This is a genomic window from Streptomyces sp. AM8-1-1, from assembly GCF_032229325.1.
GTDB classification, from domain to species: Bacteria; Actinomycetota; Actinomycetes; order Streptomycetales; family Streptomycetaceae; genus Streptomyces; species Streptomyces achmelvichensis.
In genome coordinates, this window is the sequence record NZ_CP135086.1 from 2,510,803 (window position 1) to 2,532,624 (window position 21,822).

At 70.6% G+C, this 21,822-nt stretch carries 19 protein-coding genes and 1 riboswitch; of the genes, 10 read left to right on the forward strand and 9 right to left on the reverse strand.

Features of this window, described 5'->3' with window-relative positions; all coding sequences use genetic code 11:
* The first annotated feature begins 207 nt into the window (after positions 1 to 207).
* Positions 208 to 305: riboswitch (glycine riboswitch) on the forward strand.
* A 149-nt stretch (positions 306 to 454) separates the two neighbouring features.
* From gcvT to RPQ07_RS11235, 4 genes are all read left to right on the forward strand, one after another.
* Positions 455 to 1,570, forward strand: a complete 1,116-nt coding sequence (gcvT, locus tag RPQ07_RS11220; RefSeq protein WP_313943962.1) for a glycine cleavage system aminomethyltransferase GcvT — start codon at positions 455 to 457, stop codon at positions 1,568 to 1,570.
* Between the two features lie 58 nt (positions 1,571 to 1,628).
* A complete protein-coding gene (gene gcvH, locus RPQ07_RS11225; RefSeq protein WP_313943963.1) occupies positions 1,629 to 2,006 on the forward strand; it encodes a glycine cleavage system protein GcvH in 378 nt (125 codons plus the stop codon).
* Between the two features lie 31 nt (positions 2,007 to 2,037).
* Positions 2,038 to 3,297, forward strand: coding sequence for a serine hydroxymethyltransferase (gene glyA / locus RPQ07_RS11230; protein WP_313943964.1), 1,260 nt, complete (start codon positions 2,038 to 2,040; stop codon positions 3,295 to 3,297).
* A 148-nt stretch (positions 3,298 to 3,445) separates the two neighbouring features.
* Positions 3,446 to 4,813, forward strand: a complete 1,368-nt coding sequence (locus RPQ07_RS11235) for an L-serine ammonia-lyase (protein WP_313943965.1) — start codon at positions 3,446 to 3,448, stop codon at positions 4,811 to 4,813.
* Between the two features lie 69 nt (positions 4,814 to 4,882).
* Here the strand turns inward: RPQ07_RS11235 and RPQ07_RS11240 are convergent, their stop codons facing one another.
* Positions 4,883 to 5,098, reverse strand: a complete 216-nt coding sequence (locus tag RPQ07_RS11240) for an EF-hand domain-containing protein (protein WP_313943966.1) — start codon at positions 5,096 to 5,098, stop codon at positions 4,883 to 4,885.
* Between the two features lie 92 nt (positions 5,099 to 5,190).
* Here RPQ07_RS11240 and RPQ07_RS11245 point away from each other — a divergent pair, with 92 nt between their 5' ends.
* The 3 genes from RPQ07_RS11245 (at position 5,191) to RPQ07_RS11255 (ending at position 7,913) form a co-directional block, all read left to right on the forward strand.
* Positions 5,191 to 5,829, forward strand: a complete 639-nt coding sequence (locus RPQ07_RS11245; protein ID WP_313943967.1) for a GNAT family N-acetyltransferase — start codon at positions 5,191 to 5,193, stop codon at positions 5,827 to 5,829.
* Between the two features lie 172 nt (positions 5,830 to 6,001).
* Positions 6,002 to 6,742, forward strand: coding sequence for a tRNA-dependent cyclodipeptide synthase (locus tag RPQ07_RS11250; protein ID WP_413777726.1), 741 nt, complete (start codon positions 6,002 to 6,004; stop codon positions 6,740 to 6,742).
* Positions 6,717 to 7,913, forward strand: coding sequence for a cytochrome P450 (locus RPQ07_RS11255; RefSeq protein WP_313943969.1), 1,197 nt, complete (start codon positions 6,717 to 6,719; stop codon positions 7,911 to 7,913). Before RPQ07_RS11250 ends, RPQ07_RS11255 begins: the two co-directional genes overlap by 26 nt.
* Positions 7,914 to 7,978: 65 nt before the next feature.
* Here the strand turns inward: RPQ07_RS11255 and RPQ07_RS11260 are convergent, their stop codons facing one another.
* From RPQ07_RS11260 to RPQ07_RS11285, 6 genes are all read right to left on the reverse strand, one after another.
* On the reverse strand, positions 7,979 to 9,169 hold the full coding sequence (locus tag RPQ07_RS11260) for a hypothetical protein (RefSeq protein WP_313943970.1): 1,191 nt from the start codon (positions 9,167 to 9,169) through the stop codon (positions 7,979 to 7,981).
* A complete protein-coding gene (locus RPQ07_RS11265; protein WP_313943971.1) occupies positions 9,169 to 9,993 on the reverse strand; it encodes a polysaccharide deacetylase family protein in 825 nt (274 codons plus the stop codon). The genes RPQ07_RS11260 and RPQ07_RS11265 overlap by 1 nt, the downstream gene beginning before the upstream one ends.
* 419 nt (positions 9,994 to 10,412) lie before the next feature.
* Positions 10,413 to 10,925, reverse strand: a complete 513-nt coding sequence (locus RPQ07_RS11270) for an ATP-binding protein (RefSeq protein ID WP_313943972.1) — start codon at positions 10,923 to 10,925, stop codon at positions 10,413 to 10,415.
* A gap of 261 nt (positions 10,926 to 11,186) precedes the next feature.
* On the reverse strand, positions 11,187 to 11,957 hold the full coding sequence (locus RPQ07_RS11275) for an enoyl-CoA hydratase/isomerase family protein (protein WP_313943973.1): 771 nt from the start codon (positions 11,955 to 11,957) through the stop codon (positions 11,187 to 11,189).
* 106 nt (positions 11,958 to 12,063) lie between these two features.
* The gene (locus tag RPQ07_RS11280) at positions 12,064 to 13,308 is read right to left on the reverse strand and encodes a L,D-transpeptidase (RefSeq protein WP_313948860.1); all 1,245 of its coding nucleotides are present in this window, start codon (positions 13,306 to 13,308) and stop codon (positions 12,064 to 12,066) included.
* Between the two features lie 252 nt (positions 13,309 to 13,560).
* Positions 13,561 to 14,772 carry a L,D-transpeptidase gene (locus tag RPQ07_RS11285; RefSeq protein WP_313943974.1) on the reverse strand — a complete coding sequence of 404 codons (1,212 nt, stop codon included), beginning with the start codon at positions 14,770 to 14,772 and terminating at the stop codon, positions 13,561 to 13,563.
* Between the two features lie 164 nt (positions 14,773 to 14,936).
* On the opposite strand from RPQ07_RS11285, the gene glgX reads away from it, so the two are divergent.
* The 3 genes from glgX to RPQ07_RS11300 all read left to right on the forward strand — a co-directional run bounded on the left by glgX (position 14,937) and on the right by RPQ07_RS11300 (position 21,040).
* Positions 14,937 to 17,222 carry a glycogen debranching protein GlgX gene (gene glgX, locus RPQ07_RS11290; RefSeq protein WP_313943975.1) on the forward strand — a complete coding sequence of 762 codons (2,286 nt, stop codon included), beginning with the start codon at positions 14,937 to 14,939 and terminating at the stop codon, positions 17,220 to 17,222.
* A gap of 111 nt (positions 17,223 to 17,333) precedes the next feature.
* Complete coding sequence (locus RPQ07_RS11295) at positions 17,334 to 19,181, forward strand: ABC transporter ATP-binding protein (RefSeq protein ID WP_313943976.1); 1,848 nt, start codon at positions 17,334 to 17,336, stop codon at positions 19,179 to 19,181.
* A complete protein-coding gene (locus tag RPQ07_RS11300; RefSeq protein WP_313943977.1) occupies positions 19,178 to 21,040 on the forward strand; it encodes an ABC transporter ATP-binding protein in 1,863 nt (620 codons plus the stop codon). Before RPQ07_RS11295 ends, RPQ07_RS11300 begins: the two co-directional genes overlap by 4 nt.
* A 61-nt stretch (positions 21,041 to 21,101) precedes the next feature.
* On the opposite strand, the gene RPQ07_RS11305 is transcribed toward RPQ07_RS11300, so the two are convergent.
* The gene (locus tag RPQ07_RS11305; RefSeq protein ID WP_313943978.1) at positions 21,102 to 21,305 is read right to left on the reverse strand and encodes a hypothetical protein; all 204 of its coding nucleotides are present in this window, start codon (positions 21,303 to 21,305) and stop codon (positions 21,102 to 21,104) included.
* Between the two features lie 69 nt (positions 21,306 to 21,374).
* A complete protein-coding gene (gene trxA, locus RPQ07_RS11310) occupies positions 21,375 to 21,818 on the reverse strand; it encodes a thioredoxin (RefSeq protein ID WP_313948861.1) in 444 nt (147 codons plus the stop codon).
* Positions 21,819 to 21,822: the final 4 nt, after the last annotated feature.

Below are 21,822 nucleotides of genomic sequence, written 5' to 3' on the forward strand. Positions count from 1 at the left end.
CCTCCCCCTGTCGGGTCACCCCACACACTTGCCCATGGAGCGTAAAGAAATGGTAATGCGACGAGGTCGATTTGCCGCTGAGGAGCGCCGCGCCGTCCCGAGAAAGCTTCGGAGCCGTCCGCTCCGTCCCCGTGGCCTCCGGCCTGGGGGGAAGCCGTTCGGCGCGATGCGTGCAATGATGTGCCCGCCAACTGCATACCGGCCGCTTGAATCCACGCGGGAGAGTCCTGGCCACAGTGTGCGCCGGGCGCCGAAGGAGCAAGTCCCTCCCTTGAATCTCTCAGGCCCCGTACCGCGTGTGATGAGGCAGATCTGAAAAGCGAGCCGCGTTCGAGTGGCTCCACCCAAGGTGCAAGTCACGTCCACCAGTACGCGTGGTCGGGACGAACCTCTCAGGTTCCGATGACAGATGGGGAGGATTGTCCTCGCCGGCCATGCCCTGGGAGTCACATCCATGACCAGTTCCCCCCGTCTCACCGCCCTCGATGCCCTGCATCGCTCGCTGGGCGCGACCATGACCGACTTCGCGGGCTGGGACATGCCCCTGCGGTACGCCAGTGAGCGCGACGAGCACACCGCGGTCCGCACCCGCGCCGGCCTCTTCGACCTCTCCCACATGGGCGAGATCACCGTCACCGGCCCGCAGGCCGTGGACCTGCTGAACTACGCGCTCGTCGGCAACATCGGCACCGTGGGCACCGGCCGTGCCCGCTACACGATGATCTGCCAGGAGGACGGCGGCATCGTCGACGACCTGATCGTCTACCGCCTCGCCGACACCGAGTACATGGTCGTCGCCAACGCGGGCAACGCCCAGATCGTGCTGGACGCGCTGACCGAGCGCGCCGCGGGCTTCGACGCCGAGGTTCGTGACGACCGCGACGCCTACGCGCTGATCGCGGTCCAGGGCCCTCAGTCGCCCGGCATCCTGCAGTCGCTCACCGACGCCGACCTCGACGGGCTGAAGTACTACGCGGGCCTGCCCGGCACCGTCGCCGGCGTCCCGGCGCTGATCGCCCGTACCGGCTACACCGGCGAGGACGGCTTCGAGCTCTTCGTCCAGCCGCAGTACGCGGAGAAGCTGTGGCAGGCGCTGACCGAGGCGGGCGCCCCGGCCGGACTGATCCCGTGCGGACTCTCCTGCCGCGACACGCTGCGCCTGGAGGCGGGCATGCCGCTGTACGGGCACGAGCTGACCACGGCGCTCACCCCCTTCGACGCCGGCCTCGGCCGGGTCGTGAAGTTCGAGAAGGACGGCGACTTCGTCGGCCGTCAGGCGCTTCAGGCCGCCGCCGAGCGGGCCGAGACCGCGCCGCCGCGCAAGCTCGTCGGCCTGATCGCCGAGGGCCGCCGGGTGCCGCGCGCCGGGATGTCCGTGGTCGCCGGCGGCCAGGTCGTCGGCGAGGTCACCTCGGGCGCCCCGAGCCCCACGCTCGGCAAGCCGATCGCGATGGCCTATGTGGACGCGGCCCACGCCGCGCCGGGCACGGAGGGTGTCGGGGTCGACATCCGCGGTACCCATGAGCCGTACGAGGTCGTCGCGCTGCCGTTCTACAAGCGCCAGAAGTGATCGTCCGCACTCCCCCCTCGTTCCCCAGCACTCCCCCGCGTACAGGAGAATTCAGGCCATGAGCAACCCCCAGCAGCTGCGCTACAGCAAGGAGCACGAGTGGCTGACGGCCGCCGAGAACGGCGTGTCGGCGGTCGGCATCACGGAGCACGCGGCCAACGCGCTCGGCGACGTGGTGTACGTACAGCTCCCGGACGTCGGCGACACGGTGACCGCGGGCGAGACCTGCGGTGAGCTGGAGTCGACCAAGTCCGTCAGCGACCTGTACTCCCCGGTCAGCGGTGAGGTCACGGAGACCAACGAGGACGTCGTCAACGACCCGTCGCTGGTGAACACGGCCCCCTTCGAGGGCGGCTGGCTCTTCAAGGTGCGTGTCTCGGAGGAGCCGAAGGATCTGCTCTCCGCGGACGAGTACACCGAGTTCTCCGGCAACTGACCACCCTCACGACAGGGACTGTGATTCCGCGATGTCGATTCTGAACACCCCTCTTCACGAACTGGACCCGGACGTCGCCGCTGCTGTCGACGCCGAGCTCCACCGTCAGCAGTCCACCCTCGAGATGATCGCCTCGGAGAACTTCGCTCCGGTCGCGGTCATGGAGGCCCAGGGCTCGGTCCTCACCAACAAGTACGCCGAGGGCTACCCCGGCCGCCGCTACTACGGCGGCTGTGAGCACGTCGACGTGGTCGAGCAGATCGCCATCGACCGCATCAAGGCGCTCTTCGGCGCCGAGCACGCCAACGTCCAGCCCCACTCGGGCGCCCAGGCGAACGCGGCCGCGATGTTCGCGCTGCTGAAGCCGGGCGACACGATCATGGGTCTGAACCTCGCGCACGGCGGGCACCTGACCCACGGCATGAAGATCAACTTCTCCGGCAAGCTCTACAACGTGGTCCCGTACCACGTCGACGCCACCGGCCAGGTCGACATGGCCGAGGTCGAGAAGCTCGCCAAGGAGTCCAAGCCGCAGCTGATCGTGGCCGGCTGGTCCGCGTACCCGCGTCAGCTGGACTTCGCCGCCTTCCGCCGCATCGCGGACGAGGTCGGCGCCTACCTGATGGTCGACATGGCGCACTTCGCGGGCCTCGTCGCCGCCGGGCTGCACCCCAACCCGGTGCCGCACGCCCATGTGGTCACCACCACCACGCACAAGACGCTGGGCGGACCCCGCGGCGGTGTGATCCTGTCGACGCAGGAACTCGCCAAGAAGATCAACTCCGCGGTCTTCCCCGGCCAGCAGGGCGGCCCGCTGGAGCACGTCATCGCGGCGAAGGCGGTCTCCTTCAAGGTCGCGGCCGGTGAGGAGTTCAAGGAGCGCCAGCAGCGCACCCTGGACGGCGCCCGCATCCTGGCCGAGCGTCTCGTCCAGGCCGATGTGACCGAGCACGGTGTCTCGGTCCTGTCCGGCGGCACGGACGTGCACCTGGTCCTGGTGGACCTGCGCAATTCCGAGCTCGACGGCCAGCAGGCCGAGGACCGGCTCCACGAGCTGGGCATCACGGTCAACCGCAACGCGATCCCGAACGACCCGCGGCCGCCGATGGTGACCTCGGGTCTGCGGATCGGCACCCCGGCGCTGGCCACCCGCGGCTTCCAGGACGACGACTTCCGCGAGGTGGCGGACATCATCGCCGAGGCGCTGAAGCCGTCGTACGACAGCGACGCCCTGCGTGCCCGGGTCTCCGAGCTGGCCGCGAAGCACCCGCTGTACCCCGGTCTGAAGTAGTTTCGTACTCTTTTTGACAGGAAACTCGGGGCACCGCGCACACTGGGCTGTGAGCGCGGTGCCCTCCCCCTTGTTCCGCCTTGTTCCGCGCCTGCTCGCACCACCCCCGGCAGACAACGGCGTCTACCAACGTTCTAGGAGTCACCCCGTGGCCATCTCGGTCTTCGACCTGTTCTCGATCGGCATCGGCCCGTCCAGCTCCCACACGGTCGGCCCGATGCGCGCGGCCCGTATGTTCGCCCACCGTCTGAAGAACGAGGGCGTACTGGACCGGACCGCCACCGTCCGGGCGGAGCTGTTCGGCTCGCTCGGCGCCACCGGCCACGGCCACGGCACCCCCAAGGCCGTCCTGCTCGGCCTGGAGGGCCACTCGCCCCGCACCGTCGACGTCGAGTCGGCTGACGGCGAGGTGGAGCGCATCCGCACCGAGAGCCGGCTCCGGCTGCTCGGCGTGCAGGAGATCGACTTCGACTTCGACGAGCACCTGGTGCTGCACCGCCGCAAGACGCTGCCGTACCACGCCAACGGCATGACGGTCTTCGCGTACGACAGCGAGGGCGCGAGCCTGCTGGAGAAGACGTACTACTCCGTGGGCGGCGGCTTCGTCGTGGACGAGGACGCCGTCGGCGAGGACCGGATCAAGCTCGACGACACCGTGCTGAAGTACCCCTTCCGCACCGGGGACGAGCTGCTGCGGCTCACCCAGGAGACCGGCCTGTCCATCTCCGCCCTGATGCTGGAGAACGAGAAGGCCTGGCGCACCGAGGAGGAGATCCGCGAGGGTCTGCTGGAGATCTGGCGGGTCATGCAGGCCTGCGTCTCGCGCGGCATGTCCCGCGAGGGCATTCTGCCGGGCGGCCTCAAGGTCCGCCGCCGCGCCGCCAACTCCGCCCGCCAGCTGCGGGCCGAGGGTGACCCGCTGGCCCGCGCGATGGAGTGGATCACTCTGTACGCGATGGCCGTGAACGAGGAGAACGCGGCGGGCGGCCGGGTCGTCACCGCGCCCACCAACGGCGCCGCGGGCATCATCCCCGCCGTGCTGCACTACTACATGAACTTCGTGCCCGGCGCGGACGAGGAGGGCATCGTCCGCTTCATGCTCTCCGCCGGCGCGATCGGCATGCTGTTCAAGGAGAACGCCTCCATCTCCGGCGCCGAGGTCGGCTGCCAGGGCGAGGTCGGCTCCGCCTGCTCGATGGCCGCGGGCGCGCTCGCGGAGGTGCTCGGCGGCAGCCCCGAGCAGGTCGAGAACGCCGCGGAGATCGGTATGGAGCACAACCTCGGTCTGACCTGCGACCCGGTCGGCGGCCTGGTGCAGATCCCGTGCATCGAGCGCAACGGCATGGCCGCGGTGAAGGCCGTGACGGCGGCCAAGATGGCGATGCGCGGCGACGGCAGCCACAAGGTGTCCCTCGACAAGGTCATCAAGACCATGAAGGAGACCGGCGCGGACATGTCGGTGAAGTACAAGGAGACCGCGCGCGGCGGACTCGCGGTGAACATCATCGAGTGCTGAGAGCCGCGACCGCGGCACCACAGTGCGGCCCCCGGCGCTCCGCCGGGGGCCGCGCGTGTGTCCGCTGCGTCAGGCCTTGTTCAGGTGGGCCCAGAACTCGTCGAACGACAGGAGCTTGTCCTTGTCGGTGTCCTGCGCGGCGATCACGGCCTCGGCCACCGGCTCGGTGACGTTCCAGTCACCCATCTGTGCCATGGCCGACTTGTACTCGGCCGCAGTGATGAAGCCGTCGCCGTCCGCGTCGTAGCGATCGAACGCCTTGCGTGCTTCCTCGATGTCCGCCACCGGTCCACCCCTTCTTGGTGCATTACTGACGTGGGTCAGATTATCCGCAGGGCGCCTCACCGGTTCCGGCGGCCGTCCCCGACCATGGACGCATGAGCGACGAGCTGGCACGGATACTGGCCGCGGCCGCGCGGGGGGACTTCCCTCCGCAGGACGGAGAGACCCGCGTGATACGGCAGCCGAGCGCGCGGGACGCCGGGGTGATGGCGTTCACCGCGCATTCGGTGGTCTTCACCGACGAGGATCCGGCGTGGGTGCGGGCCGAGTTGGCGGCCACCGACGCCGACCGGCTGGCGGCCGCGATGAACCCGTCGTTCCTGGCCGCCCTGATGGCCCGGACGGGCCGCTCCACGAACACGATCGACCTGGTGACGGTGGCGGGCGCACTGCCGGGCGGGCCGGACGTCCGGTTGCGGGAGATCGAGGATCCCGACCACCCGCGGGTGGCGCGGGCCCTGAAGGTCCGTGACGGCGTACGGGTGTGGGCCACGGACGGCGGGGTGCTGGTGCTCGGCCGGGGGGTCGCCGGCCGCTGGGAGTGCGCCGTCGAGGTGGACGTGGAGGCCCGCGGACGGGGTCTGGGCGTCGCGCTGGCGCGAGCCGCCCGCCATCTGGTGCCGGACTCGCTGGTGTGGTCCCAGCAGTCGCCCGGCAACGCCCGCAGCGTGCGGACGTTCCAGACGGCCGGCTTCCGCCCGGTCGGCTCCGAGGCGCTGCTGACCGCCAACTGACAGGGCGTCACACGGCATTCCGCAGAGCGGAAGATGTTTTTCGGTCCCGTGCTGAGCGGATCCCGCCAAACCCATGGCCCTCTTCGTCACTCTCCGCCGACGGGGGCTAACTTCATGGCGTCGCCGCCACACCAGGAGCACAGGGCTCCCAGGGACAAGCGGCGCAAGGGTGATGTCATCAGTGACGATCACAACCGAATCCTTCACGGCCCGCCCCTTCACCCCCAACTGCCGTCTCCTCATGGACGAGGGCGACCATGTCCTGATCGGGGTCTCCCCCGGCAACAGCTACTTCTCCGCCCGGCGCATCACCGAGCTCGCCCGCTGGGCGGCCCCGCGCTTCACCGCGGTGGACTTCGTCTACGCCGATCTGCATGTGGCCTCCGTCTTCGCCGCTCTCGGCCACGCCCCCGAGCAGGCCGTCCGGCGCGCGTCCAAGGAACTCAAGGCGGTACGCCGGCGGATCCTCGGCGGCGTGGAGGCAGCGGGCCCGCCGGGGCGGCGGACCGGCGTGCGGGCGCTCTCGGAGTTCTCCGGCGATCCGGTGTACGCGCTGCTGCACCGGCGGGTGCGCCACTTCCTCGCCACCGACGAGGAGTTCCGCAAGAGCTGTGACCGAATGGTGCGGCAGTTCCTGGCCTCCCGGATCGGCGAGGGCGGGGCCGTCACACCCGAGCAGCGCTCCGCGTGCCTGGACTACATCGCCGCCGAGCTCCCCTTCTTCCTCGACACCCCGGGGATTCTCGGCGTCCCCTCCTCCGTCTCCTGCTACCACGCGCTGATGCCGCTCACCGAGCTGCTCTTCGGCAAGGGCGGCGGTCTGCGCGCCGCCCGCAACCAGGGCTACGCCGTCGTACGGCCGGACGGACCCGAGAGGAGCGCGGACGATGGACACCGGACAGCTGCAGCTTGAATTCCCGCTCTCCCGGCGGGGCGACGTGCTTCCCGCGGAGTGCGCCGCACTGCGGAAAGGGGCGCCGGTGGCCCGGGTGCGGACCCTCACCGGCGACCACGCCTGGCTGGTGAGCAGCCACGGGCTGGCCCGCCAGGTTCTGGAGGACTGCCGCTTCGGCCTGAAGGAGACGGCGTCGCCGGACGCTCCGCGGCAGTACGCCCTCACCATCCCGCCCGAAGTCGTCAACAACATGGGGAACATCAACAGCGCCGGGCTGCGCGGCGCGGTGATGCGGTCGCTCAACCCGCGGTCGGACGACGGGCTGCGCGGCTGGCTGCGCACCCGGGCCGACGAACTGATCGAGGGGCTGCTCACCGAGGGGCCGCCGGTCGATCTGCGGGCCGCCTTCGCCGACCCGTTCTCGGCGGCGCTGCACTGCAAGGTGATCGGGGTCCCGTTCCGCGACTGGCGGCGGCTGATGTCCGGGCTCGACATCGCGTTCATGACCAGCGCCCGGCCCTTCGACGGGGCCGGACTGAACTGGTACAAGGACCTCGACTACATGGTCGAGCGGCTCAATGTGCCGGAGGCGGAACGCGCGGGTCTGCTCGGCCGGTTGGCGGCGCTGCGGGAGGACGAGGAGTCGGCGCATCTGACCGACGAGATGCTCGCCACCGTCGCCGTGTCACTGTTCGGCGCGGGCGCGGTCTCCACCTCCGCCTTTCTGCTGCTCGCCGTCGTCGCGCTGATGCAGCGGCCGGAGCTGATCGAGTACCTGCGGGACCATCCGGAGCGGATGGGGCCCGCCGTCGACGAACTGCTGCGGTGGAACCTCTCCATCGGCGACGGACTGCCGCGGCTCGCCCTGGAGGACGTGACGCTCGGTGACGTTCTCGTCCGCAAGGGAGAGCTGGTGCTCGTCCTGGTGGAAGGGGCCAACTTCGACCCGGAGGTCTTCGAGGACCCGGACCGTCTGGACCTGGAGCGCACGCCCAACCCGCATCTCTCCTTCGGCGGCGGACGGCACTTCTGCCCCGCATCCGCGCTGGGCCGGCTGCACGCGGAGACCGCGCTGACCGTACTCGTGACCCGGCTGCCGCGGATGCGGCTCGCCGTACCCGAGGAGCAGTTGGTGTGGCGTACGGGCTTCATCAAGCGGCTGCCGGAGAGGCTGCCCGTGCTGTGGTGACACGCGCGCGCCCCGGTGCCCGGCGCGATGCCGGGACCGGGGCGCGGCGGCGCCGGGTGACGGCGTCAGCGGAAGACGCCGGTGTGGCCGAGCGAGTAGCGGCCGGGCTGCGGGTAGACGGCGAGCCCGTGCGGCCCGCTGCCGACGGGGATACGGGCGAGCTGCTTGCCGCTCGTGGTGTCGATCGCGTACACCTCGGCGTCGTAACGGCCGGACAGCCACAGGACCTTGCCGTCCGCCGAGACACCGCCCATGTCGGGGCTGCCGCCGCCGGGCAGCCGCCACTTCTTCGTCAGCCGGTTCCGCGCGAAGTCGAAGACCGAGACGGAGCCCTCGCCGCGGTTGGGGATGTACATCTCGCGGGAGTCGCGGCTGATGTAGAGACCGTGGGCGCCCTTGCCGGTGGGCAGCAGCACCGGCGTGGTGAACTTCTCCCCGTCCAGCACCCAGACGCCGTGCGCCACCATGTCGGCGATGTAGAAGGTCTCGCCGTCCGGGGAGAGCTTCACGTCCTGCGGCATCGCGCCGGTGAACGGCAGCTTCTGCCGGCCGATGACCTCCATCCTCTCCGTGTCCACCTTGAGCAGCTCGGCCGAGAACTCGCACGAGACGATGAAGTAGCGGCCGTCGGCGGAGAAGTCGGCGTGGTTGACGCCGTAGCAGGGGACGGGCGTGGTCTTCAGCGGGGCCATCGTGTGCGGATCGCGGAAGACGAGCTGACGGTCCAGCGAGGCCATCACGACGGCGTACTTGCCGTTGGGCGTGAAGTAGAGGTTGTACGGGTCGTGCACCTCCACCGGCTTGCCCGCCGCGCCGGTGGCCGGGTCGATCGGGGTGAGCGTGTGGCCGCGGTTGTTGTTGACCCACAGCGTCTTCAGGTCCCAGGACGGGACGACGTGCTGCGGCTGGTTGCCGACGGGGATGGTGTCGACGACCTTGTAGGTCCTGGGGTCGATGACCGAGACGGTGTTGGAGTTGGTGTTGGGGACGTAGATCCGTGAGGGGAAGCCCTTGACCGCCGGCGAGAACATGCCCGGCCGGTCCGCGGCGTAGACGTCCTTCGGGTTCAGCACCGGCGGCATACCGGGCAGGGCGGCCGGGACGGCCTTCCTCGGCGGCGCGGGGGGCGGCGGCGCGGTGGAGCTGCTGTCGGCCCGCGTCGGGCCGGCGGGTGAGCCGCAGCCGGCGAGGAGGGCGAGGAGGGCGCCGGCGGCGACCGCGCCGGCCCGTCGGGTGGCAGGGAGTCTCGGGTGCATCAGCTCAGCAGCTCCGTGGTGGTGACCGCGTGCAGGCCGCGGCGGTCGAGTTCGGCGAGCAGGGCGGGGAGGGCGGCGACCGTGTCCGGGTAGCCCAGGTGCAGGCTGACCACCGAGCCGGGCCGGATCTGCCCGGTGACATTGCGGGTCACGGCCGCCGCACCCGGCGAGGTGAAGTCGAGTGAGTCGACGTCGTACGAGAGGACGTGCGGGTAGCCCGCCCTGCGCGCGAGGCGGACGAGCAGAGGGGTGGCGTACTGGGCCCGGGAGGGGCGGAACCAGGTGCCGATCGATCCGGTGAGTCTGCGCAACCGCTGTGCACAGCCGGTGATCTCGGCGTAGGCGTCGGCCTCGGACATCTCCGAGATGCTCAGATGGCGCTGGGTGTGGTTGCCGAGGTCGTGCCCGCCGTCGAGAATCCGGCGGGCCAGGTCCGGGTACCGGTCGAGCCAGCTGCCGACGGCGAGCACCGTGAGCCGGGCCCCGGCCCGCTCGGCCTCGGCGAGCACCGCCAGGGTGACGGCCGGCTCGCCCTGGCCGTGGAAGGTGAGGGCGACCCGGTCACGGTCGCGGGGGCCGTTGCGGATCTGCGCGGGCTGCCCGGGAAAACGGCGGGCGGCCGGGACGGGACGGGTGCCGGGTGACGACGGGGCGGGGGAGGCGGGCGGTTCGGGCTTCCCGGCTTCGCCCGGCCGTACCGGACTCTCGGGCTTCCCCGGCTGCGCCGTGGGAGGACCGCCGTCGGCGCAGCCCGTGGCGAGGGCGCCGGCCACGGCCGCTCCCGCTCCTGCGCGCAGCGCGCCGCGACGGTCGATCAAGGTCACGAATAAGCACAGTAGGTGCTCATCGGACAAAAGATAACGATTGCATCAGAAAGGCTCACCCGTCCGGCCCGCTCCCAAGGGAGGAACGGGGCCGGGTGGCCGGTGAAACACCTGATCCAGCTCTCATTCACTCGACATTTACCAGGCGGGTGGCCCACCTCACCTATGATTCACTTCTTGTTCGTCCTTATTTGACTGGTTATGCCGGAGTAGGAGTTTTTGGCATCGAGTCGCCCATCTGCCATAGTCGGGAACACGACCCCCATTGACCCGGGCCAGGTCGTCTTCGGACGCCGTGGAAACACCCCCCCCGTTCTACGGCGCCGTGCAGAAGCCCCCGACGTGCCGCATCCCGGCCGTACGGGGGTTTCTGCGTGGTGGCACGAAAAAAGGGGGCCGCACCGATGGGCGGCCCCGCGTCAGGGGGTGAGGCGGTCCGTCACCCGCATCTCGAACCAGGTGGTCTTGCCCCGCGGCAGCAGATCGACGCCCCAGCGGTCGGAGAGCTTGTCGACCAGGAAGAGGCCGCGTCCGCTGGTGTCCAGCTCCTGGACCGGCATCAGACAGGGCAGCCCGCGCGAGGGGTCACGCACCTCGATCCGGATCCAGCCGCGGCGGCGCAGCATCCGCAGACCGAAGACCCGTGCGCCGGTGTGCCGCACGGCGTTCCCCACAAGCTCCGAGACCAGTAAAACGGCGTGCTCCGCGGTCTGGGCGGAGAGCGCCCACTGGCGCAGCACGACGCACTGGGTCAGCCGGCGCGCGGTGGCGGCGGACTCGGGGCGCGAGGGGAGCCGGACCTCTTCCTCGGTGGGGTCACCGAACAACTCGATGACTTCGAGGGTCTGTTCGCCCTCACTCACAGGCATCCAACGCGCTGCGGTGGCACTGCCGCGCTGCCGCATGTGTTCCACACCTTCGAGGCCCGCCATGCTCCCATCATGGCCGCAACAGGCGGCCCGCGTGGCTGTTCCCGCGGAATGGAACCCCAGGAACGAGGCATTCCGAAAAGACCACATGGCATATGACTCCGGCGACATACGGGTGCATTCACCCTGCCTGAGCTGCACTGACGCACGGTCGGCGAATGATCACCGAGCGCAGCGGGCGGACGCCACTTAAGTCTGCCTTAAGGTCCGGTTAAGACCCACACATGGTTGACGGGGCACTCGAAGGTGTCAACTGACCAGAATTCAGAGGAACTTGGCCTTGCCCGGCCCTTCCTCCACAAAGCTCCGCATACCGCGCTCGCGGTCCTCCGTCGCGAACAGGCCTGCGAACCAGTTCCGTTCGATCGCGAGGCCCGTCTCGATGTCCGTCTCCAGACCGGCGTCGACGCACTCCTTGGCGGCCCGCAGCGCCAGGGCGGGTCCCTGGGCGAGCTTCGCGGCCCAGGCGTGCGCCTGCTCGTAGACCTCGGCGGCGGGGACCACGCGGTCGACGAGCCCGATCGCGAGCGCCTCCTCGGCCTTCACCTGGCGGCCGGTGAAAATGAGGTCCTTGGCCCGGGACGGGCCGACCAGCCGGGACAGCCGCTGGGTGCCGCCGGCGCCCGGGATCAGACCGAGCAGGATCTCCGGCTGGCCGAGCTTGGCGTTGTCCGCCGCGATCCGGAAGTCGGCGCAGAGCGCCAGCTCGCAGCCGCCGCCGAGCGCATAGCCGGTGACGGCCGCGACGACGGGCTTGGGGATGCGGGCGACCGCGGTGAACGACTCCTGGAGCGCACGGGACCGCACGACCATCGCCGCGTGATCCATGACCTGCATCTCCTTGATGTCCGCGCCGGCCGCGAACACCTTCTCGCCGCCGTAGAGGACGACGGCGCGCACGTCGTCCCGGCGGCCCGCCTCCTCGGCGAGCTCGCGCAAACGGTTCTGGATGGCGATGTCCAGCGCGTTCATCGGCGGGCGGTCCAGCCGGATCGTGCCGACACCTTCGGAGACCTCGAGATTCACAGTCGTCATGCAGGCAGGTTAACCGGCGCTAACGACAACGGACCCGGTGCTGTCGGTCACAGCACCGGGTCCGCCGCACGGCGTCGAGGAGGTCCGGCCTCCCCCGAGGGGAGCGTTACTTCGTCCAGTCCGCCCAGGACATGTTCCAGCCGTTCAGGCCGTTCTCCGGGGCGATCTGCTTGTCCTTGGAGTTCTTCACGATCACGACGTCGCCGATGATCGAGTTGTTGAAGAACCAGGCGGCCGGTGTGCCCTTGTCGTAGCCGCCGCGCACATCGCGCAGACCGACGCAGCCGTGGCTGACGTTGGCGGAGCCGAAGGTGCCCGACGAGGCCCAGTAGTTGCCGTGGACGAAGGTGCCGGAGGTCGACAGGCGCATCGCGTTCGGCACGTCCTTGATGTCGTACTCACCGCCGAAGCCGACGGTGGCGCCGTTCATCCGGGTCACCTTGTACTTCTCGCTGATGACCATCTGGCCGTTGTAGGTCGTCGTCGACGGCGCGCCCGCGGTGATCGCGACGTTCTTGATCTGCTTGCCGTCCCGGACCACCGTCATCCGGTGCGACTTGGCGTCGACCGTGGAGACCTGGCTGCGGCCGATGGTGAACTTCACCGTCTTGACCTGCTTGCCGTACACGCCCGGCCGTCCCTCGACGCCGTCCAGGTTGAGCTTCACCGTCACCTTGGTGCCGGCGGCCCAGTACTTCTCCGGCCGGAAGTCGAGCCGGTCGTTGCCGAACCAGTGGCCCTCGATCGGCACCGACGGCTCCGCGGTCACCTTGATGGCCTTCTCGACGGCCTCCGGGCTGGTGATGCCCCGGGTGAAGTTGATGGAGACCGGCATGCCGACACCGACCGTGGAACCGTCCTCGGGGGTGTACTGGCCGATGAAGGTGTTCTTCGGTACGAGCGTGGTGAAGGTGGTGTCCTTCGCGGACTCACGGCCGTCCGAGTCCTTGGCCACGGCGTGCACCTTGTACTTGGTGGAGCCGGCCAGGTGCTGGAGCGGCTGCCAGGAGGCGCCGTCCGCCGCGACCTTGCCCTCGATCGGGGTGCCCTTGTCGTCCTGCACGGTGACCGTGGTCAGCTTGCCCTCGGCAGCGGTGACCTTCAGCGCTCCGCTGGTGGCGACCGATGTGGCGCCGTCCTTGGGCGCGATGGTCACGACCGCCTGGGAGGCGGAGTTCCCGACCTTCCCCCCGTCCTTCTTCCCCTTGTCGCCGTCGCCCTTGCCGGAGCCCCCGCCCCCGCAGGCCGTCACGAGCACCAGCAGTGCTCCGACGACAAGAGCCAGCAGCGCGGAGCCCCCACGCCCACGCCCGGCACCGACCGATGCCCCCGATATCGGCTGCCCGTTCACCACGGTCTCTCCCCTCGCACGGCCTGGCCCCGCCACGGCCCGCACCCCCGCGCGCCTCACGCACGCACTTCGCTAGATAATCACACCGCGGGTTGTTGAATCTTCCCGCGATTGTCACCGTTCAGTCCCAACGTGTTGGCCGGGCTCGGGGGATGGGGTGCAGGCCGTGCGGGGTGCGGGCCGCGCACACCGTGAAGGCTGTGCGGGGCCGCGGGGGCGCGAGCCGTGGGGGCTGTGCCCGGGCCGCAGGGGTCAGCGCAGCGCGGAACCTGCCTTCCACTGCTTCCAGTCGAGGTTCCAGCCGCTGAGCCCGTTGCCGGGATCGACCTGCTTGTCGGACGAGTTCACCACCTCGACCACGTCGCCGATCAGCGTCCGGTCGAAGAACCAGCCGGCCGGGGTGTCCGAGCTGCCGCCCTTCACGTCCCGCAGACCGACACAGCCGTGGCTGACGTTGGTCGAGCCGAACGTCTCCGGCGCGGCCCAGTAGTTGCCGTGCAGGAAGGTGCCGGAGTCGGTCAGCCGCATCGCGTGCGGCACGTCCTTGATGTCGTACTCGCCGCCGTAGCCGACGGTCCTGCCGTCCATCCGCGTCACGTCGTGGAGCTCGCTGACGACCATCTTCCCGTTGTACGTCGTGGACTTGGGCGCCCCCGCGGTGATCGGCACGGTCGCGAGGACCTGGTCGTCCCGCCGTACCTCCATCGTCTTGGCCTCCGCGTCGACCACGGAGACCTGGGAGCGGCCGATGGTGAAGGAGACCTTCTTCTGCTGGATGCCGTAGGAGTGCGGCGCCGCCTGGACATCGCGCAGCCGCAGATCGACCGTGACCTTCGTGCCCGGCTTCCAGTACTCGCGCGGCCGGAAGTCGAGCCGGTCCTTGCCGAACCAGTGGCCCGCGATCTCGACCGGCGGCTCGGAGGTGATCCGGATGGCCCGCTCCACGGCCTCCCGGTTGCGGATCTCCTTGTTGAAGTCGAAGGAGACGATCATGCCGGTGCCCACCGTCGCCCGGTTCTCCGGTTTGAAGTAGCCGATGAAACGGCGGTCGGGGACCTCGGTGGTGAAGGTGGTGTGCCGGGCCGAGCGGCGGCCGTGGCCGTCGAGGGCCAGGACGTCGACGCTGTACTTGGCCGCGAGGCCGAGCCGGGCGCCGTCGTCGGGCTTCCACCGCAGACCGTCGTCCGAGATCCGGCCGGGGACCTCGGTCGGCGCCTCGTCCTCGATCTGCGTCACGGTGACCCGTTCGAGCCGTCCGCTGCGCAGTTTCACTTCGAGCGGCCCCTTCGGATCCACCCCCTTGGCGCCGTCCTCGGGAATCACCCGAATGGCCTCCCCGGGAGACCGCGGCTTGCTGCTGATGTCGAACGCCCCGCCGGTGCAGCCGGAGAGCCCGGCCATCAGTCCTGCGCATGTCAGGGCAACGGCCATGCCTCGCCCGGCCCGCTTCAGTACGTGTCTCACGACCACCCAACGACCGCGCCCCTCCAGGGGAAACGTGGGCGGGGGTCATGTTGGGACATCAGCAGCGAGGGAAGAACAGGTGGGAGGACCACGCGCGGGGCGTCACGGCCGGGACTCCGTGACCGCCGGGGGACGTGGCCCGACGAGCCGCGGGAGGCCGGCAGGTGACGAGCGCAGCCGAGCAGGAGACAGCGCAGCAGGAGGGGGTGCGGGCCGACGGGCCCGTCCCCCTCCGGGCAGCCGGCGTCAACGGCCGCCGGGCGGACTCCGATATGCCGGGGCTGCCCGGGCCGTCGGTGTGGCCGGGGGCACCGACGCCGCTCGGTGCCCGCTTCCGGGTGGGGCCGGACGGGGTCGCGGGATGCAACTTCGCGCTCTGGGCAGGCGGGGCGGAGGCGGTGGAGCTGTGCCTGTTCGACGAGGACGGTGTCGAGACCCGGGCGCCGCTGACCGAGCTGACCCATGAGATATGGCACGGCTTCCTCCCGGGGATCCGCCCGGGCCAGCGGTACGGCTACCGGGTCCACGGCCGCTGGGACCCGTGGACCGGAGCGCGCTGGAACCCGGCGAAGCTGCTTCTCGACCCCTACGCCCGTGCGGTGGACGCGGGCCGGGGGAACGACTGGGGTGCGCTGCCGCCCGAGGTGTACGGACACGTCCGCGACTGGCCGCAGCAGCATGTCGCCGACACCGTGCGCGACGACCGGGACTCGGCGCCGTACGTCCCCAAGGGTGTCGTGGTGCACGACGACGACGACTGGGCCGACGACCGCAGGCCCAAGACCCCGTGGGCCGACACGGTCATCTACGAACTGCACGTGAAGGGCTTCACCAAGCTCCACCCGGACATCCCCGAGGAGCTGCGGGGCACCTACGCGGGCCTCGCGCATCCGGCGGCCGTCGACCATCTGGTGCGGCTCGGGGTCACCGCCGTCGAACTGCTGCCGGTGCACCAGTTCGCCCACGAGGACCATCTGCTCAAGCGCGACCTGCGCAACTACTGGGGCTACAACTCCATCGGCTACTTCGCCCCCCATGCCGCGTACTCCTCCAGCGGGACCCGCGGCGAGCAGGTCGGCGAGTTCAAACGGATGGTGCGGGCCCTGCACGCCGCCGGGATCGAGGTCATCCTCGACGTCGTCTACAACCACACGGCGGAGGCGGGCGAGCTCGGCCCGACGCTGTCGCTGCGCGGCATCGACAACCGCGGCTACTACCGGCTGCATTCGGACCCGCGTGCCTACACGGACTACACCGGCTGCGGCAACACCCTGCACGTGGTGCAGCCCCATGTGCTGCGGCTCATCACCGACTCGCTGCGCTACTGGGTGACGGAGATGGGCGTCGACGGGTTCCGCTTCGATCTGGCCGCGGCGCTGGCCCGGTCGATGCACGACGTCGACATGCTCTCCCCCTTCCTCGCCGTCATCGCCCAGGACCCGGTGCTGCGCCGGGTGAAGCTGATCGCCGAGCCGTGGGACGTCGGCAGCGGCGGCTATCAGGTGGGGGCCTTCCCGCCGCTGTGGACGGAGTGGAACGACCGCTACCGGGACGCGGTGCGCGACTTCTGGCGCGGCTCGGTGCCGGACGTGCGCGACCTCGGGTACCGGCTGTCCGGCTCCAGCGATCTGTACGCCTGGGGCGGCCGGCGGCCGTACGCCTCGGTCAACTTCGTCACGGCGCACGACGGATTCACCCTGCGCGACCTGGTGACGTACGAGCACAAGCGCAACGAGGCCAACGGTGAGGGCAACCGCGACGGCACCAACGACAACCGGGCCTGGAACTGCGGCGCCGAGGGCGAGACCGACGATCCGCTCGTCAACGCGCTGCGCAGACGGCAGATCCGCAATCTGCTCACCACCCTCCTCGTCTCCACCGGTGTGCCGATGCTGGTCGCTGGTGACGAGATGGGGCGTACACAGGGCGGCAGCAACAACGCGTACTGCCAGGACAACGAGGTCAGCTGGGTGGACTGGTCCCTCGCCGGACAGCCCGGACCGAAGAGCCTGCTGGACCTCACCACCCGGCTGCTGGCGCTGCGCCACGCCCATCCGGTGCTGCGCCGGCGCGCCTTCTTCTCGGGCCGGGCCCATGCCGTGGACGGGCTGCGGGACCTGGCCTGGTTCACGGCGAAGGGCACGGAGATGACCGAAGGCGACTGGTACGCCCCGGCATCCACGCTGGCGCTCTATCTCTCGGGCCGTGACATCCCCGGCCGTGACGCCCGGGGAGCGGAGGTGACGGACGACAGCTTCCTGGCGATCCTGCACGGCGCGGACCGCCCGACGGACTTCCGGCTGCCGGGCGCGCCCTGGGCGCAGTCCTACGAGGTGGTCGTCGACACCTCCTGGGAGGAACAGGAGTCGGCACCGGGAGTCGTGTACCGGGGCGGGGAGACGGTGAGTGTGGGGGCGCGGTCGGTGCTGCTGCTGCGAGCGAGGATGTGAGGGGGCCGCGGCGAGGGCGTCCGGGAGATGGGTGCACGGGGCACCGGCCGTCGGTGAGTGGCCGGTAATTCGGGTGAGCGCTGTCAGTGGTGAACCGTAGGCTCACCCCTGATGTCGACACCACATGCAGCCACCGAGGACCGGTCAGCCGTGCGTTCGCTGCTGCGGTTGTGGCCCTACGTACGACCGGTGCGAACGCGTCTGTTCAGCGCGGCTTTCATCGCCGTCGTCGCCTCCTGTCTCGGCCTGGTCATCCCGCTCGTCCTGAAGTGGATCGTGGACGGCCCGGTGGCGGACCGCGATCCCGGCGGGGTGTGGCTCGGGGCGCTCGCCCTGCTGCTGCTCGGGATCGCCGAGGCCGTGCTGTTCGGCTTCCGGCGGTGGCTGGTGGCCCGGCCGCTGGCCGGGGTCGAGGCGTCGATGCGCGCCGATCTCTACCGGCATCTCCAGCGGCTGCCGGTGGCCTTCCACGACCGCTGGGCGTCGGGGCAGTTGCTCTCCCGGGGCACCACCGACCTGATGCTGCTGCGGATGTTCCTCGCCTTCCCGCTGACCTTCCTGCTCGTCAACGCGACGACGATCCTGGTCGGCTATGTGATCCTGCTGGGCCAGGACTGGACCCTCGGGCTGGTGCTGACGGCGCCGATCGTGCCGCTGGTCGTGCTCTGTTCGTACTTCGAGTCGCGCTACGCCGTCGTCGCCCGACGGGCACAGGACCAGGTCGGCGATCTGACGACGGTGGTCGAGGAGAGCGTCCTCGGCATCCGCATCATCAAGGGCTTCGGCCGCCACCGCAGCCAGGCGCTCGCCTTCCGCGAGCTCTCGCAGCGACTGCGCGGGACCGAGCTGGGCAAGGCCCGGCTGCTGGCCGGGATCTGGGCCCTGATCACCACCATCCCCGAGATCACCATCGGCGCCGCGCTGGTGCTGGGCACGGTCCAGGTCGCGGACGGCGGTCTGTCGGCGGGCACCCTGGTGGCGTTCCTGTCGACGGCGCTGGCGCTGCGCTGGCCCGTGGAGTCGATCGGTTTCCTGCTGGCGATGAGCCAGGAGGCGGCCACGGCGACCGAGCGGTTCTTCGAGGTGATGGACGCCGAGAGCGAGTCGGAGGTGCTCACCGAGTCGGGTCCGCCGGCCGCCGGCGGGGAGGGACTGTGTTTCGAGGGCGTCGAGTTCCGCTACCCGGACGCGGCGGCCGACGCCCCACCGGTGCTCGCGCGTATCGATCTGCGGGTGCGGCCCGGCGAGACGATGGCCCTGGTCGGCGGGACCGGCAGCGGGAAGACCACGCTGACCGCGCTCGTCCCCCGGCTGCACGAGGTCACGGGCGGCCGGATCACGCTCGACGGCGAGGACGTCGCCGCGATGCCGCGCGAACGGCTGCGGGAGCTGGTGTCGGTGGCCTTCGAGGAGCCGACCCTCTTCTCGGCGAGCGTCGGCGAGAACGTCCTGATGGGCACGGACGGCGCGGGCGCACCGGAGCTGGAGCGGGCACTGGAGGTGGCACAGGCCGGCTTCGTGGCGTCCCTCCCGCACGGCTGGGACACCCAGGTCGGGGAACAGGGGCTGAGCCTGTCGGGCGGTCAGCGCCAGCGGCTCGCCCTGGCCCGTGCGGTGGTCGGCCGCCCCCGCTTCCTGGTGCTGGACGACCCGCTGTCGGCGCTGGACGTCCACACGGAGGCACTGGTGGAGGCCGCGCTGCGGCGGGTTCTCCAGGACACGACGGCCCTGGTGGTCGCCCACCGGCCCTCCACGGTGCTGCTGGCCGACCGGGTGGCGCTGCTGTCGGGGGGACGGATCGCCGCGGTGGGCACGCACCACGAACTGCTGCGTACGAACGCGGAGTACGCCTGGCTGATGTCGGGGGGCGACAGCGCGGCTCCCGGCACCGACGGCGCGCAGTCCTCCCACGAGGCCCACGCCTTCGACGACCGGCTCAGTGAGGAGAGCGCACGATGACCGCGACCACGACGACGACCGCCGCTGGCGGGACCGGTCCCGCCGGCGGTAGCGGCACCCTTGTCGAGGGCGATCCCTTCGACCGGGACGACCTCCCGACGGCCAAGGGCGCGACCGGCGCCCTGCTGCGGTCGCTGCTCGCGCCGCACCGGGCGCGCGTCGTGCGGGTCGCCCTGCTCCTGCTGCTCCAGCAGGCCGCCGTGCAGGCCGGGCCGCTGCTCGTGGCATACGCGATCGACCGCGGTGTGCCGGCCTTCCGGCGCGACGACTACGGCCCGCTGATCCTGGTGGCCGTCGGCTACGCGGTCTGCTCGTTCGGCGCGGGGCTGCTCCAGTACTCCTTCATCCGGGCGTCCGCCCGGGTCAACCAGGACGTCCTGCTGGATCTGCGCGGCCGCATTTTCCGGCATGCGCAGGCCCTCAGCGTCGACTTCCACGAGCGCTACACCTCGGGGCGGCTGATCTCCCGGTCGACCACCGATGTCGAGTCGCTGCGCGAACTGCTCGGCGAGGGGCTCCAGGAGCTCATCAACGTCATCCTCGCCTTCGTCTTCATCTCCGTGATGCTGCTGTGGCTGGACCTCGGGCTCGGCGGGGTGGCCGTCGCCTCGTTCGTCCCGCTGTATCTGCTGGTACGGCTCTACCAGCGCCGGGCCAGGGCCATCTTCGCCCGCCGCTCCACCGCGATCGCCGCCGTCATCGTGAAGTTCGCCGAGACGATGAACGGCATCAGGCCGGTACGGGCGTTCCGGCGCGAGCAGGCCAACGACGCCGCCTTCCGGCAGCTCAACGACCGCCACGGCCGGATCAACGGCGACTCGCTCCTGGAGATGGCGCGCTATGTCGTCGGCTCGCGGCTCGTCGCCAACACCGCTGTCGCCGGGATCGTGCTGTGGGGTGCGTACCGGGTCGCGGACGGGACGCTCGCACTCGGTGTACTGGCGGCGGCCGTGCTGTATCTGCGGCGGCTCTACGACCCGATCGACCGCCTGGGCATGTTCCTCAACTCGTACCAGTCCGCGGCCGCTTCGCTCCAGAAGATCGCGGGCCTGCTCGCCCAGACCCCGTCGGTCCCGCAGGCCGCGGCACCCCGCCCGCTGCCCGCCCTCGCCGGTGACCGGCCGGGCCGTGAGGTCGTGTTCGACGAGGTGCGCTTCGCCTATCGCACGGGCGGCGAGGTACTGCCCCGCTTCGACCTGACGATCCCCGCGGGCCAGACCGTCGCGGTCGTGGGCACGACGGGTGCCGGAAAGTCCACGCTGGCCAAGCTGCTGGCCCGGTTCTACGACCCGACGGACGGCAGAGTCCTCCTCGACGGCGTCGATCTGCGCGACCTGGCGACGCCCGACCTGCGGCGGGGTGTCGTGATGGTCACCCAGGAGGCGTTCCTCTTCTCCGGCACGGTCGCCGAGAACATCGCCGTGGGGCGTCCCGATGCCACCCGCGAGGAGATCGAGCGCGCGGCCCGGGCGATCGGCGCGCACGACTTCATCAGCAGCCTGCCGGACGGCTACGACACGGACGTCCGCAAGCGGGGCGGCCGCATCTCGGCCGGCCAGCGGCAGCTGGTGGCCTTCGCCCGGGCGCTGCTCGCCGACCCGTCGGTACTGATCCTCGACGAGGCGACGAGCTCGCTGGACATCCCGGGCGAACGCGCGGTGCAGCGGGCGATGGACACGGTGCTGCACGGGCGTACGGCCGTGGTGATCGCCCACCGGCTGTCCACGGTGGAGATCGCGGACCGGGTGCTCGTGATGGAGCACGGCCGGATCGTCGAGGACGGCGCTCCGGCCGATCTCGTCGCGGGCACGGGCCGGTTCGCGGACCTCCACCGGGCGTGGCGGGACAGCCTGGTCTGAGGCGGTGTGGTCACGGTGGTATCCGGTGGATGCCGCCGTGGACGGACGCCGCCGGAGTCGGTCAGGGAAGCAGTTTGTTGACGGCCGCGGTGCCCTCTTCGGCCATCTTGCGCTCCGCCCACTTCAGGTTCGCGGGGGTGACGTCCCGTCCCGAAGCCAGCACCAGGTCCTCGGGGGTCACCTCGCCCTCGGCGCCGGTGCGCAGTCTCGCGTCGGGCGTCACGTCGCCGGGTGACGGCCGCTGCGACTCGGGTTGTGTGCTCATGTGCTGCCTCCTTGTGTGCTCCATGGGGCTCGCGGCCCCCTGGGGCGTCCCCTCTCGGGGCGCCGGCCGTCAGCGGCGGCCGGCGATGGTCTCCTCGACCCAGGTGCGCAGGGTCGCGGCGGGTGCCGCGCCGGCCTGGCGGGCGATCATCTCTCCGTTGTCGAGCAGGAGCAGGGTGGGTACGGCCTGCACCTGGAACCGTTGGGCGATGCGGGGAGCCTGGTCGACGTCGACCTTGACGAGCTTGATCCGGCCGGCGAGTTCGTGGGCGACCTGCTCCAGAGCGGGGCTGACCATGCGGCACGGTCCGCACCAGGTGGCCCACAGATCCACCAGGACGAACGGCGTGGCCTTCTCCGCGACCTCGGCGAAGTCGTCGTCGCCGGCGTCGGTGATCCAGGGCAGGTCGGCCCCGCACTTTCCGCACCGGGGGCGCCCGTCGGCGGACGCCGGCACCCGGTTCCTGCTGCCGCAGCGGATGCAGGCGACCGTTCTGTCCGTGACCGCGGCCACCGGA

What these genes read in the sequence shown, in the direction of transcription:
- gcvT (WP_313943962.1), top strand. Translation starts at nt 455, where the DNA reads ATGACCAGTTCCCCCCGTCTCACCGCCCTCGATGCCCTGCATCGCTCG.
- gcvH (WP_313943963.1), top strand. Translation starts at nt 1,629, where the DNA reads ATGAGCAACCCCCAGCAGCTGCGCTACAGCAAGGAGCACGAGTGGCTG.
- glyA (WP_313943964.1), top strand. Translation starts at nt 2,038, where the DNA reads ATGTCGATTCTGAACACCCCTCTTCACGAACTGGACCCGGACGTCGCC.
- RPQ07_RS11245 (WP_313943967.1), top strand. Translation starts at nt 5,191, where the DNA reads ATGAGCGACGAGCTGGCACGGATACTGGCCGCGGCCGCGCGGGGGGAC.
- RPQ07_RS11250 (WP_413777726.1), top strand. Translation starts at nt 6,002, where the DNA reads ATGTCATCAGTGACGATCACAACCGAATCCTTCACGGCCCGCCCCTTC.
- RPQ07_RS11255 (WP_313943969.1), top strand. Translation starts at nt 6,717, where the DNA reads ATGGACACCGGACAGCTGCAGCTTGAATTCCCGCTCTCCCGGCGGGGC.
- RPQ07_RS11260 (WP_313943970.1), bottom strand. Translation starts at nt 9,169, where the DNA reads ATGCACCCGAGACTCCCTGCCACCCGACGGGCCGGCGCGGTCGCCGCC.
- RPQ07_RS11270 (WP_313943972.1), bottom strand. Translation starts at nt 10,925, where the DNA reads ATGGCGGGCCTCGAAGGTGTGGAACACATGCGGCAGCGCGGCAGTGCC.
- RPQ07_RS11275 (WP_313943973.1), bottom strand. Translation starts at nt 11,957, where the DNA reads ATGACGACTGTGAATCTCGAGGTCTCCGAAGGTGTCGGCACGATCCGG.
- RPQ07_RS11295 (WP_313943976.1), top strand. Translation starts at nt 17,334, where the DNA reads ATGTCGACACCACATGCAGCCACCGAGGACCGGTCAGCCGTGCGTTCG.
- RPQ07_RS11300 (WP_313943977.1), top strand. Translation starts at nt 19,178, where the DNA reads ATGACCGCGACCACGACGACGACCGCCGCTGGCGGGACCGGTCCCGCC.
- RPQ07_RS11305 (WP_313943978.1), bottom strand. Translation starts at nt 21,305, where the DNA reads ATGAGCACACAACCCGAGTCGCAGCGGCCGTCACCCGGCGACGTGACG.